This window comes from Pseudoalteromonas sp. XMcav11-Q, from assembly GCF_040104525.1.
Taxonomy (GTDB): Bacteria; Pseudomonadota; Gammaproteobacteria; order Enterobacterales; family Alteromonadaceae; genus Pseudoalteromonas.
Window position 1 is genome coordinate 45,568 of record NZ_JBECOX010000007.1, and the last position, 13,341, is coordinate 58,908.

General features: G+C 39.8%; 12 protein-coding genes. 8 read left to right on the plus strand and 4 right to left on the minus strand.

The annotated features are described in order from the left end of the window. The first annotated feature begins 133 nt into the window (after nt 1-133). From ABMY45_RS12720 to ABMY45_RS12735, 4 genes are all read left to right on the plus strand, one after another. A complete protein-coding gene (locus tag ABMY45_RS12720) occupies nt 134-913 on the plus strand; it encodes a TIGR04255 family protein (protein ID WP_349288950.1) in 780 nt (259 codons plus the stop codon). Beyond that, a complete protein-coding gene (locus ABMY45_RS12725) occupies nt 906-1,397 on the plus strand; it encodes a hypothetical protein (protein ID WP_349288951.1) in 492 nt (163 codons plus the stop codon). Before ABMY45_RS12720 ends, ABMY45_RS12725 begins: the two co-directional genes overlap by 8 nt. Nucleotides 1,398-1,407: 10 nt before the next feature. Beyond that, nucleotides 1,408-2,097, plus strand: coding sequence for a hypothetical protein (locus ABMY45_RS12730; RefSeq protein WP_349288952.1), 690 nt, complete (start codon nt 1,408-1,410; stop codon nt 2,095-2,097). Nucleotides 2,098-2,620: 523 nt separating this feature from the next. Then, the gene (locus ABMY45_RS12735; RefSeq protein ID WP_349288953.1) at nt 2,621-3,487 is read left to right on the plus strand and encodes a phage integrase N-terminal domain-containing protein; all 867 of its coding nucleotides are present in this window, start codon (nt 2,621-2,623) and stop codon (nt 3,485-3,487) included. A 78-nt stretch (nt 3,488-3,565) separates the two neighbouring features. Here the strand turns inward: ABMY45_RS12735 and ABMY45_RS12740 are convergent, their stop codons facing one another. Next, nucleotides 3,566-4,201 carry a hypothetical protein gene (locus tag ABMY45_RS12740; protein WP_349288954.1) on the minus strand — a complete coding sequence of 212 codons (636 nt, stop codon included), beginning with the start codon at nt 4,199-4,201 and terminating at the stop codon, nt 3,566-3,568. A 461-nt stretch (nt 4,202-4,662) separates the two neighbouring features. On the opposite strand from ABMY45_RS12740, the gene ABMY45_RS12745 reads away from it, so the two are divergent. Together ABMY45_RS12745 and ABMY45_RS12750 are read left to right on the plus strand one after the other, a co-directional pair. Then, nucleotides 4,663-6,357: a DUF927 domain-containing protein gene (locus tag ABMY45_RS12745; protein ID WP_349288955.1), complete on the plus strand. Its 1,695-nt coding sequence runs from the start codon at nt 4,663-4,665 to the stop codon at nt 6,355-6,357. Between the two features lie 119 nt (nt 6,358-6,476). Beyond that, nucleotides 6,477-6,821, plus strand: coding sequence for an excisionase family DNA-binding protein (locus ABMY45_RS12750; protein WP_349288956.1), 345 nt, complete (start codon nt 6,477-6,479; stop codon nt 6,819-6,821). Between the two features lie 193 nt (nt 6,822-7,014). On the opposite strand, the gene ABMY45_RS12755 is transcribed toward ABMY45_RS12750, so the two are convergent. The 3 genes from ABMY45_RS12755 to ABMY45_RS12765 all read right to left on the minus strand — a co-directional run bounded on the left by ABMY45_RS12755 (nt 7,015) and on the right by ABMY45_RS12765 (nt 11,079). Then, a complete protein-coding gene (locus tag ABMY45_RS12755) occupies nt 7,015-9,705 on the minus strand; it encodes a hypothetical protein (RefSeq protein ID WP_349288957.1) in 2,691 nt (896 codons plus the stop codon). Continuing rightward, nucleotides 9,618-10,646 carry a hypothetical protein gene (locus ABMY45_RS12760; protein ID WP_349288958.1) on the minus strand — a complete coding sequence of 343 codons (1,029 nt, stop codon included), beginning with the start codon at nt 10,644-10,646 and terminating at the stop codon, nt 9,618-9,620. The genes ABMY45_RS12755 and ABMY45_RS12760 overlap by 88 nt, the downstream gene beginning before the upstream one ends. 127 nt (nt 10,647-10,773) lie before the next feature. Beyond that, nucleotides 10,774-11,079: a hypothetical protein gene (locus ABMY45_RS12765; RefSeq protein ID WP_349288959.1), complete on the minus strand. Its 306-nt coding sequence runs from the start codon at nt 11,077-11,079 to the stop codon at nt 10,774-10,776. Between the two features lie 239 nt (nt 11,080-11,318). On the opposite strand from ABMY45_RS12765, the gene ABMY45_RS12770 reads away from it, so the two are divergent. Together ABMY45_RS12770 and mioC are read left to right on the plus strand one after the other, a co-directional pair. Next, nucleotides 11,319-12,116 (plus strand): isocitrate lyase/phosphoenolpyruvate mutase family protein, encoded by a 798-nt coding sequence (locus ABMY45_RS12770; RefSeq protein ID WP_349288960.1) that lies wholly within the window; start codon nt 11,319-11,321, stop codon nt 12,114-12,116. A 409-nt stretch (nt 12,117-12,525) separates the two neighbouring features. Beyond that, complete coding sequence (gene mioC, locus ABMY45_RS12775; RefSeq protein ID WP_010604148.1) at nt 12,526-12,963, plus strand: FMN-binding protein MioC; 438 nt, start codon at nt 12,526-12,528, stop codon at nt 12,961-12,963. The last annotated feature ends 378 nt before the right edge of the window (nt 12,964-13,341 follow it).

Consider the following 13,341-nt stretch of genomic DNA (forward strand, 5'->3'; position numbering starts at 1 on the left):
GCTTTACTGGGTTTGAAAGGAGTGGTTTATCTCAAAAAAATAGACCGTGTTATTTTTAATTTCTATAGAAAAAACAACAAAAATGTTGTATTTTTAGTACTCAAACTCAAAAACTTTACCCTAGTAGATCATAATGCCTTTTAAACCAAGAGAAAGAGTTAGATTTAACAAAAACCCTCTGAAGGAAGTCATATGCCAGCTAACTTTTGTAGCAAAGGATGAAAAGTATGATACTCCTGAGTGGCTTGTTCGTTTTCATGACTTAATTCGTGAGCAATTACCTTTCTTAAACAAGCGCAATGAAGTTACTGTTGATGTGAATACTGATACTCAATCTATTACTGAACATCAAGAAACGGTATATGAATTTTCAAATTTAGAGTCAACGCTAAACGTAACATACGATGGTCAAAATGTAACTTGCTTTACTAGTGATTATACCTGCAAAGAAGATTTTTTTGCTGTAATTGAACTCTTCCGTAGCTCTTTGATGAAGGTAGGATTAAATAATAACATGCCTTTTAGTCGTGTTAGTTTAAGATATAAAGATGTAATAGAACGTAGTGATTTAGGTTATTCAAAAAGTGAACCATGGAGTAACTTACTTAATGAAAGGCTCACTGGGGCAATATCTGCTCATGAGTTTTCAGAGGATGTAAGAGGGTTTCAGAGTAAATTAGCTATAAAACTAGACTCAGATGTCAGTTTAAATTCTATATATGGCTTAATTAGAAATATAAAAACGGAAGAAATGTGTTTCTTAATAGATTGCGATTTCTTTATTGAGGGAGTTATAAACGATGATGACGTCATGCCACACTTATCAAGAGCCAATGAATATGCAAGAAACTTCTTTCAATGGTGCATTACACAAAAACTCTATCAAGATCTCGAGCCAACAAAAATTGAATAAGGCACAACCAACTGTCGCTTTATTTCTAGCTGTACCTCTACTCTCATTTCAAGGATCTGTAGATAACTTTGAACAATTAGAAAGCTTAGTTAGCACAAATAATCAAGCTAAATACGAGGATACCTCTTTCTCCGCAAGCACAAAGAAGCGAGCAACAGTGAAAAAGGCTCCTTTGAGTGATGTAAAGTGGCTTAATGAATTTATGGAAAGTGATCCATTAAACGCAAACTCAGCTATAGCTGTTTACCCTATTGTTGAAGGTATTAGAAATCACTTCTTAAAAGGTGATTTTTCGACTGTGAACGATATATTACTTTTAAATCAATGGCAGAAAATGAGCCCTACGGCAATGGTAACATTTCTAACTACAGTTTTTTCAGCTAAAGATAAATTACCATTCTGGGATATTGCTATAAAAAATGTATCTTCTGCACTACAACATAAAGGTTTTTCTGCGGAAGAGATTCTTGTTGGCTTAATATAAAGTATATTCAATGGAATTAAAGAAACCTTCTGATAATTGTTTCACAGAAGTAGATGGCTTTGGTATAGCAATATGCAATTACGAAGGAGACCAAAACCATCTAGCTATTTTATATAAAAACCCTCAAAAGCCAGATGATGTGAAGCTGTTTCATGTTAATAGTTATAAATCAGAGTTATTAACGCCTGTAGAGAGTCACTACCTTTGGGTGGATATAGACTGGCTTCCACCTATACGTAAAATTGCAGTTACTGCAAATCTTAAAAATATAATAGATAATAATAAAGACACAAAGATTAGATATGGGTTCAGTTTTAACCTAGGCTGCTTTGATCCTGTCACAGGTAAAATAAACGACTTTTATAATAGTACTGACGGTTTCACCTGTGCGACCTTTGTGTTGGAGATTTTAAAGTCACTAGGGGTAGAGCTAGTAGATTGGAGTAGTTGGCCTTCAGCAAGCCAAAAAGATATAGCCTTTAAACAGCACATACTATCTCAGCTAGAAAGCTTCAGCGTTAAGCGCCCAGATATTGTTACTAAGGACTTTTTGCTTGGACAAAAAAACAAGCTTTATGATCCAAGATTCAAACCTCAAGAAGTCATTGCGGCCACAGAATTTAAGGAAGCTAGTACTTATCAATCTATTCAAAAACCAGCACAATTAGTTCACGAACAACTTTTATCCTTCTCTAATTAAAATATAGTCGTCCCTACTAGAAAGAGGTAGGGACGACTCGCAGAGTCCCTCGTCGAGGCCACTGCTCATGTTGCCTCGACACCCAATCTGTCCTGAAAAATTGCAGGGCCAGAAGAAGGATGGAAATTTGAGCGCGTCGAAAAGGTCTTGCAATCTCTGATCACTGTGATAATTTTAACTATGTAGTAGCTCGAAATGAGCACAAAGAAAAAGGGCGTATTCACTGCCCGCAACACGTTTCTGAGGAGCTGCATTCGCAGCATTATGGGTCACACGACCACCCCACTATAAACAACACAAATATAAACCACAGTAGTTCGCGCTGTATTTCAACAGAAATCACACGGCTCAGCTTTGTTGCTTTAGGCCAGTTAGCCTTTATGTCTTTCGACAGTATGCTCGGTTACGCACCGTTCATATGGCTTTAAAACTTACCTATTTTGGCATTTCGCCCCCTGGTCTTCGGTTTGGTGTTTTTCTCAATACTTTCGAAATTACTTTTTAAATTTATGAGGAACATGAAATGAGCCAATTAGGATATCGTCTTCACCAAATGGTAAACGACACACACCGCGAAAGTAGCTTTAGCACTAGAGCTACCCGAAGCAAAGTTTTAAACCTTGCAGCAGCACAGCTACTTAGCCATGGTTATCGATTAAGAGATCCATCAGGTCTTAAAACCAAACATATCAATCACCTTGTAATGCGTTGGAAGGATGAAGGTTTAGCACCAAAAACGATTAAAAACAGAATGGCAGCACTGCGTTGGATTGCCGAAAAAATAGGTAAACCTAATATCTGTTCACGCAGCAATGATGATTACGGTATTCCAAGAGTTCGCAACAACCCCATTGGCAAGTCAAAAACGTTAGATATGGACAAGCATGCCAAGATCAAGAGTGACTTAATTAAGCTTTCCCTGCGTTTGCAGCAAGAATTTGGGCTAAGAAAAGAGGAGTGTATGAAATTCAGCTTATCTTATGCTTTGATAGACTCTAACACTCTACAAATAAAAGGCTCATGGGCTAAGGGTGGCAAATACCGCAAAATTCCTATCTTAAAAGAATCTCAACGACAGCTTATTCGTGATATTGCAGCTGTTACTAAAGGCGCACTTATCGAACCTGACAAAAACTATAAGTCACAAATGGAACAGTACGACCGCGAAACAATTCGAGTTGGATTAAATAAAAATCACGGACTGCGTCATCATTACGCAAGGGAGCGTTATTTAGAGCTTACAGGTTGGAAATGCCCTGCCGATGGAGGCCCACATAGAAGAGGGCTCTCGCCAACCGATTATGAGCACGATACCAAAGTCCGTGAGCAAATTAGCCAAGAGTTAGGTCATGAACGTTTGAAGATAACCTATGCATACCTGGGTAGCTAGCGATTTGGCATGCCAAATCGCTCAATCATTTTCTTAGCTGTATTTTAAGATTAGCCATAATTTTCAGGCTTCTATTAATCAGCTAAACTTTTTAAATTTACTGTTTAGTATCAAAATCACTAGTATGGTGAAATAGCCGATAAATATAAGTGTTACGATAGATGCAATTACTTTGAAGAAAGTAACAAACCCCGAGGTTCTTTCTATCTCTAATGGCTTTTGCTGACCATAGTCAAATAATGCATTTGAGTGTAAATTTGATCCCGTAACTAATATGGAATCAAAAACTGGATGCGATATTAGGCAATAGATGTAAAAGCTATCACGGCCTAAAATTTCTCCGACAGAAATATTAATTATGCTATTTTTTGACTCTTTTTCTTCAAAAAACTTATTTTCAGGTAGCGTTTCGCATTTTGAAACTGATGACTCTCCAAAGTTAATTTTTATATTCACATCTTTAGCGGTGATTTGAGAGTAGTTAATAACCTCTACAAAAAACGCTGAATCAATAGATGTATTCACGGGAGGCACATAGGCGTTTGATATTGCAAGCCTTGCAGCGTCATTAGGTTTTTCTAACTTACCAGTAACATTTACTTCTTTATTTTCAGCAGCCTTGCCATCTAGATGAATATACAAAGCAATACTACCAGTTATAAATGCTGCTATCACAGCTCCCCAAAAAGTATATTTAGCGGTTTTAGATTCCATGTAGCTTTGTTTTCCTTATATTTTTATAGCTCATGAACAAGATACTATAAATTAGCATATTTCCTAGGTTAGTTTCTTCGATCCCACAATATTAGTATAAAACTACTCACAAAACTGAGTAAGTTTATATCTTTCATAAAAAATAAGCTGTTTTTTTATGGGAGATATAAATAACCAATTGAAATATCAATGAATTATTTATTCCACTTTACACTGTGAGACATATCCTATTGATTTACTTCCCCTATTCAACTTAACTAAAAGCAAGCTCAATTACCGTTCGAATTAGGCATGCCTAATTCTACCCTACCTAAACATACATTTTAGCCTTCAACATAGTACCCAAAAAAAACCCACTTTTTTTGACCCCCCCTTTTCGAAGAATTAAAAGTTGCCTTCGTGATTGAATTGGTTTTGAGAAAACAACCGAAACCAATAGAAACTAGAAGGTAACTAATAACATGTATGAATTACGAGATTCAGGGTTATTTTACACCCCGGCAACTAACTCAGAACCAAGGTTCTTATGCGGACCTATTCAAGTGCTTGGTATTTCAAGGGGAGATGATGGCACTAAGGATTATGGCTTGCTTGTTGAATGGAAAAACTTAGACGGTATTTGCATACGCAAGCTGATACCTCGACGTCGGATAATGAATGAAAAAAGTAACTTCGTAAAAGAGCTACTTTTGGATACAGGGCTTGTAATATCAAGTCGTAAAGGAGTTTGGGAGCCAATAATATCTTACCTCATTCAAGCAAGACCAAAGCAGAGATATAAAAGCTCGGCTCAACCAGGCTGGCTTAATAATAGCTTTATTACACCGAGCTGGTGCGTTAGCAATGGAGCTGAAAAAGTTATTTATTCAGGAAATAAGAGCAACGAATTCCTCAGTACTTCAGGTACTGTTTCGAGTTGGCAAAAAGAGGTAGGAAGCCTGTGTATTAATAACCCGATCTTAGCCTTCACTGTCTGTGTCGGGTTAAGCGCCCCACTGCTTCATTGGCTGAACTGGCCTAGCAGTGGTGTGCATTTATTCGGTAAATCGAAAATATCCAAAACAACCATACTAATTTTAGCAGCTAGCCTATATTCCGGTACTAACTTTTACTATACGTGGAGAGCAACAGAAAACGGGCTAGAAGCCACTGCTGTTGAGCATAATGACTTGCTCCTTTGCCTTGATGAGCTCCATCAGGCCCCGCCTGAAGTTGTCGACCAATCTATATACACCCTCGCAAATGGACTGTCTAAAATGCGCAGTAACAAGACCATAACCCAAGACGACATAAAAAATTGGCGTCTACTTTATTTAAGTACCGGAGAAATGGGGCTAGAGGAAAAATTGGCACCCATTCAAAAAGGTGTCAAAGCAGGCCAAGAAATTCGCTTTTTAGAAGTGCCAGTCCAGAGAAAATATGGGGCCTATGATGAGCTTTACGGCCACAAAACGATGAATGACTTTTCAGACTCTATCTGGAAAGCAGTAAAAGAGAACCACGGTACTGTCATGCCAAAGTGGATTGAACACTTAAGCTCAATTGACGATCTTTCAGGCTTGCTAGCTTATCGAGTCCATGAACTTCGCGATAAATGGCAAATAAGTAAAGACAATAATCATGGCAGCCAAGTACTTGAAGCAGCCAAACGTTTTGCACTGTTTGGGGTTGCTGGGGAAATAGCTATATCAGCAGGGTTAATGCCTTGGCCAAAAGGCTGCGGAGAGCATTCAGCGAAAGTAGCGTTTGACTCTTGGCTTGAGATGCGAGGCTCTTCCAATGACTCAGAGGATGAAAAGCTGCTTAAAGAAATACCTATCGCATTAAAGCGCTGGCGCAACAAACTATTACCTGAAGGCCAGCCGCTGAATGATAACTTCGGTTACGCTTTAGATTTGGACGGCAAACAAGCATGGTTTTTAACACGACAAGCATTTCTGGAAGGACTAAATATTAAGTACAAGCAGCAAATATCCCAAGCGATGAAATTTATGGAAGAGAAATCTTGGATGGAAACGAGTGAGGGACGCGATACGTTCAAGCGTGTTGTGGATGGCGGGCCAAAGGGTGGCCGCTACTACAAAGTTATTCCGCATCGCATAACCGAAGAACTCGCGCTAGATGAGGCGCTTTCGCGAGCCGCTTTCCCATGTTAGTGGTTTGAATTTAAAACAGTTTCCCAATTTCCCGTTTTCCCGTTTTCCCGTTTTCCCGTTTTCCCGTTTTCCCGTTTTCCCGTTTTCCCGTTTTCCCAAAAGATTTAAGAGAGTAAACCATGAAAAATAACATAAGTGATGCACTACGTAAGAATGACGAATTACCAGATATCCGAAATACAATTGAAGAGATGATCTTGAAAAGTCACTTAAGCAACAAAGCCGCATTAACGGTTGACGAATGCGCACTTTATACAGGCATGGCAAAAAGTTATATCTATAAACTAACCCATGAAGGCATTATTCCTCACTCAAAACCTAATGGTAAAAAGATCTTCTTTGATAGATTAGAGCTAGATCAGTGGTTACTTGGTAACAAGATAGAGAGTGACAGAAGCCTAGGTGATTTTATCAAGAAGACAGCAGAATCACTCAATAAGAAAGCATCTATAAACTACCGATAATAAAACTTGGTGATCGGGCTTACTTTCCTTTAGTTTACTTGCACGATATTTTCTAATGCGAAAGTGGGCCACCACAGACCCACCAATAAAATATAAACCCACTGTTTTTATGGGTTTTTTCACTTATTGTATCGGTAAATAACCCAAATATCTGAGTAGCCATACGCCCCTTTTTTAGGCGTATGACTACACACTAACCAGCGTATTGGTTTACCGCTTCTTTTACCTTGCGAGATTTGTCTTTTTTTAATGAAGCTAGCAATGCTTCAGCGTCTGCTGCTTGGCTGAATATTTCAGGAAGTTCAGCGCGGCGATCAGCATATAAATAGCTCAAACTCTGTTTAAAACTGCCATATTGGCCACGGGCATGTGCCACGATAAATTCACGACATACGTCAAAGTGACTGCGCTTAATACAAAACAGCACCAAATGTTCGGGTTTAACGCCTATATCAAATAACCAGGTGAGCAAAAATGCCATGCCGGTTTCGGACGCTTCGCCTTCATATTCACCGCTTTTCGATAGGTAAGTTTCAAAATCTATCTCATTGTGTGCCAGTTGATGTAATAGCCAAGGTTGTTCCATTTGCGCTTCAATTAATTTAAAGCCCCGATAATCATGATTAAGAAGCAGACGTACCAGTTTGTTGCGACGCTTAGCATCTAACATCCACACAAACTGACGGAGACTATACATTTGATATTCATCGGCATCGATACGCATAAACTCGGTGGAGATTTGCCCTTTAAACAGCGCAGCCATGACATCAAACTCAACTTCGTTATCTAAATAAGCCATCGTTTGCTCAACAATCGCTTTAATGCGATTGGATTGCACTTGCAGTTCAGCCACGCATTTTATAATAGCCGCACGCTCAAGCTGTTCTGAAAATATCAGTAATGGCCCCGATGGCAGCCTTTCTTCATACCAAGCAAGTGGCACCTCATGATCGGCCATCACAATAACGTAATTGTCTCCTTGCTGTTGTAGCACAGTGCACGCTTCCCAACTTCGACCATCAACATGGCAAGGCTTATCGTGTATTGAGAGACTATCCGCTACAATGGCTTTATGCAGCTTCTTTGGTAACTTTTCACCTTCACCAAAATATAGACAATCCCTACCTAATTCCTGTGCTAACGCATGCTCCCAAGAGTGCAGGTTCAATTGCACAAAAATATCAATCGCGCGCTGTAAATCATGACTGAAATCAAGCTCAACTTCCGGGTGTTTAAGCGATACATGATGTAAAAACTCAACTTTCGTGCGCTCATTGATATACGCGAGTCCCTGCTCCATAGCTTTGGCTTTGTTACGTCCCATGCTGCCAAACATGCTGTTATCATCACTAGCTATTTCGCTGTAAATCTCTATCCAATTCAAGTAGCGTTCGGAGTTATAACGTTGGTTGCTCATTTCATAGGCATTTAGTATACCGCCATCTATCCCAGCTTTACTTAACTGTTCGTAGACCTCAATTTCATCGAGTATAGTGTCAAATTCTATGCTCAAATGATCATCCGAATAAGCACGAAGCACGTTGCGTGCAGCCCTAACTGGCGCTAATGCAATAATAAATTGCCACAAACGATCTGCTTTATTTTGCTGGGGGAAAGGTAGCTGTCGCAACAAAAATGCAGTTAGGGTAAAGCGTTGGAAATCATCATCATGATCTTTAAAAAGCTGATAGCTTGGTTGCTTTTCACTAAACTTGTTTAGATAAAGATCGCCGCGACAACATTCATCTCGATACAACTGCGGCTGCACTAATGCCAATAAACTGCTCAAATCTTCTTGCGGTGTGTCTGCGGTAAAGTAATCACAGATCCGAGTTATTTGTGCCTCGGACAATCCTAAATTATCAGGGTTATAATGATCTGACTTTTTATGACATTTCTGAATTATGTGCTGGGCAGCGAGCTGCCAAATATGATTGTCGTTAAGATAATTTGCTAGTGCCTCAGTAATATCATCGCCAATATGCTGATTATAATCACTATGCAGGTGATAGCTGGCCAGTGTAATTAATCCCATATTCAATTGCGGCCATTGCTCTGGGTGGCACAGCGCACGTGATGAGCGAAAATGCTCATCGACCAACTTAAGATGCTCGCGACAAAGTAATTCATCTTGGTTGGTAAAATGACGAAATATCGACTGGATATTTTTGGCTTTAGCATTTTCAGCCGCGCTTTTGATATCAGACACGGAGAGTTGAGTATAACGCTGATAGTAGGCTTCTCTGGAGAGTAGTGCTTCATCACCTTCGGTAAGTGATGCCATCATATATTTGCTAAACTCACGCTTGCCTAGGGCATGGTAAAATACATCAATCACGCGAAGGTACTGCTCAGCACGAGCTTGTAGTAAGTTATTTTCTGCATCGTTGCGTACCGCAAGCGTCAACACCATGCCATTTGGTTGTGTATATTCAGCTTCTTCACTGAAGTGATCTGTAAGTAGATCGCCTCGCACAAGGCTGAGCACCGACTCCAGCTCCTCGGCTATACCTTGATTATTGCGCTCAAAACTATTCAATTGATCAATAAGATGCTCAGCCATGTCACTGGCATGCACTTTCGCTAATTCAAGCACATCTACTTCACAGACTGTTTCTAATACTGTTTGTGGTTCCCCAGTTTCAATGTAGCGCCACAATAATCCGCCTTGGGGCATGGCCAGCACTAAAGGTTTCAACAAATTAGTACCATAGTTAAGCTCATATTTACGCTCATCTCTGGCAAGATAGGCACGATAGTTTGCACGAGCAGCAATAGCACTCTGTGCAATTTTAACTAATGGACCTGCAACCTGTGATTGGACTTTTTGCTGTAAATCATACGCTTCATTTTCGAGGGTACTGCCAAAAAATGGTATTGCCATAAAGCTGTTTTTGGCTTCTTCATCGTCATAAAAAATGGTATTGCCATAAAGCTGTTTTTGGCTTCTTCATCGTCATAAAAACAGCTATGGGGGAATAGCGATTGATACAAAGAGATCACAGGCTGATGACCACTCAGGTCTTCTTCTTCCTCATCACACATGGTATCGACATGGGAAAGTAATACGGGCTCAGCTTGAAAACGTGCAATGACTAATGCTTTAAATTGCTCATAACTCTCAGGATTTTCGCGTAAATATTCCCCAAGCGGCTGGTAGTCACATTCTTCACTGTATTGATCATTTTTGAACATGCCAGATCTAAAGTTATCGTTGTCACACCAAATAAATGCTTTGATCATTTCACGATGCCAACCGTGCTCGTGTAGCAATACACTTAAATAGCTTTCATAACCGCATGCATGTTCATCATCCCAATAAGGCACAAAGTATTGTGCTAGCAAATAGGCGTACTGTATATCCGTCTTTGCAAGCATATACAAAGCTTCAACGCCAAATACCCGCATATCATCAAGCCACATTTCATCAGTGTCATTTTGGCGGCGACTATAGGCCACTATCGCCTTGGCGGCCTCTACAACGGCTTGTTTGATCTCAGGGTATTGCAGCGCTGCTGCAAATAAAATGACCTCAGAAATATAGTTTTCGGTGTCATCAAGTATGGTGTGGTCATAGTGGTGAGCACCGCCTTCTTGGCCTAAATCTAATGCAGATTGAAGCAACTTTAGGTTGTTGCCACTATCTTGCGGTTGCAAACGGCGCATCCCCGCTTCATCAAGTTGCTTAAACTCAACATCAAACTGACTGTTAAAACAGGCCTTATCGCTGTCCAACAAAGCCTTATACTGAGCTAATGCTAATTCTATTTGTTGCGGGTTTTGGATATCCAGCGTGATTATCTGGTTTTTATCGAATTGGTTCATGTCGTTATTTCTAATTGAATTTGACGTATAGCCACACCAATCGGGCTATAGAGTAGAAAAAGATAATGAAGCGCAGCTTTGAGAACTGCGGCAACTTCAAGTAAATGCTAAACACAGCGAGTGGCAGCTACGCGTTAGCATCCTCAGCTTGCAGCTCCTTTAACCTGTCGATATCTATTTGAGAGTCCTGCTTTGCTTTTTTCTGTTGATCGGGTGTCATATCATCCCAATGAATGTAACCACCGTGTGCGTATGGCGTATTGTATAAATAGTTGGCGAATTTTTTGTTGGCAGTACCAGAGACTAGCCCTCTTACTGAACCCTGTTTATCAGCAGCCCACAGTGCAACGCGTTTAAATTCCAACTCTCCAGATGCATTAATACGAAATGAGTACCAATTTTCAGCAGCACTAATGTGCAGATCCTTATCCATGTTTTACCTTTTGTAGTTCCTTAATATCGACACTATTATTTCGAATCCATGTAACTAGGTCAATATCAAACTCATCGTTAAGCTTTTGATAAATATTAATAAAAAGTAAATATTAGCAAGCCTATAAGCAGGTTCTGAGCGATAACCACAAATCTACCCATTCACGTTAAGTGCTAAATCTGGCCAGTCCAACATCCCTACACTGCGTATCCTAAGCACTTCAACTTAGGAGAAATAAAATGGCTCTATCTACAACTTTCAATGCACTACACCAACAATCAGCCCCGCTTTTTCTAGCTAACTGCTGGGATCCATCATCAGCGCTTATCATCGAACAGGCTGGTGGTCAGGCCGTTGCGACAACAAGCTGGGGTATGTCTAATCATCAGGGCTACAAAGATGGAGAACAACTCACATTTGACCGTGTACTACAAACAGTAAGTGCCATCCTTAAGGTGATCACTATTCCATTAAGTGTTGATATTGAGGCAGGCTACAGCGCGGATCAAAATCAGATCATCAAACATATTATCCAATTGGCCGACCTTGGCGTTGCAGGTATCAATATTGAAGACAAACCCAGTCACCAGAGCAGCTTACGCGATATAAAGGCACACCAAGCATTATTGCAGGCAATCAAACAAGCTTTACGTCATGGCGGTTTCGATCATTTCTTTATTAATGCCCGTTGCGACCTTTGCTTACAACCACAATGGACGGAAGCGGCGCTGCATGAGCGTGCGCTCGCCTATCAAGCAGCAGGTTGCGATGGCTTTTTTATTCCCGGTTTAACCAACACCACCATGATAAAGCACCTAACAGCCCTGCTTTCAATTCCAGTTAATGTGATGCTGTTGCCCGGATTTAGTGATAAACAGGCGTTAGCAGAGTTAGGAGTCAAACGTATCTCATCGGGTAATGCTCTCAGCGATCATCTGATTGCACTACAAGAATCAGCCACCAGAAGGCTGCTCGAAGAACATGCTGTAGACTTCTTATTTGAGCAATCAGTCCGCACAACTTGGCTGTCAAACTAAATAAATCACAAGATCTGACCGCTTTTTTAGATTCTTTTATTATATGGATCTAACTATATAGATCTAAAAGACTGGATCGACTTCCAGCTTTTAGATCGTTATCCACAACACCTCATCCACAACCTCGAAATTTGTTCAAAAACAGCGGTGTTCTTACCGTTTCAAGCATGAGCGTTGGCTTATAAAAGTATTTTTAGGCTCAGCTATCCCATAGATTATCCACAAATAAATCACCGAGTTAAACTTAGGAATATTTTATTTTCTGCCTTTATTTCATATAGATAAGTAAAAACACTAAAAATTACACACTATTTGTGCAAATATTTTTATCCAATAACCTCAAAGCCCTCTTTACATATTCACGTTAAACGCTAAGATGGCGCGCAATACGACTTAGGTGAGGGTAACAATGCAAACTTTAGATCTTATTGTAGGCAGCCAAATGGGATCAGCAGAATACGTTGCTGAACAGCTAATGGAATCGCTTGAATCTCAAGGTTATACCGTGAATTTGCATGAAAAACCCGAGCTTGAAGCTTGTCAGCAAGCACTTTGGCTGGTGGTGACATCAACTTATGGGGCCGGTGACTATCCAGAAAACTTATTACCTTTTATATCAGCATTAAAAGCGAGCTCGGATCTAAGCCAGTTACGCTTTGCGGTAGTGGGAATTGGTGATTCAAGTTATGACACCTTTAATCATGCAGCTATTAATCTTGCAGATCTACTTAAAGAAAAAGGTGCAACACAGCTGTTAGACATAGAAAAGATCGATGTTTTACACCCAGATCTACCGGAAGATACCGCTATTGCTTGGTTACCTAAGTTTGTTGAATGTGTCGCTTAACGGCGCGACATTGAAATACACATAAGTTATTCACAAATTCAGTCTATTTTAGATCGTATTGTGGATAACCTATGATCTAACTGCTGATCTACGCTTACTTATCCATTGGATAAAATAATTCAGATCTAGCCCTGTGAATAAAGTAGCAAGTTGATCAAAGGTTTTAAGCCCATTGATCCGATCTAATTCACACCAATTGATCTTAGTTAAGCAGTTGGATCTAAACAGGAATACAAAACTATTCACAGATCAAAGGATCAGTAGTAGTAAGATCAATAAAGATCTTTAAAAAGATCCTTATATATTTTAAGTGATCTCTTTTTTGCGTTGTGCAAAGTTTAACCATTTCACTTCTGGTTAATTCTAGGTAGAATACGC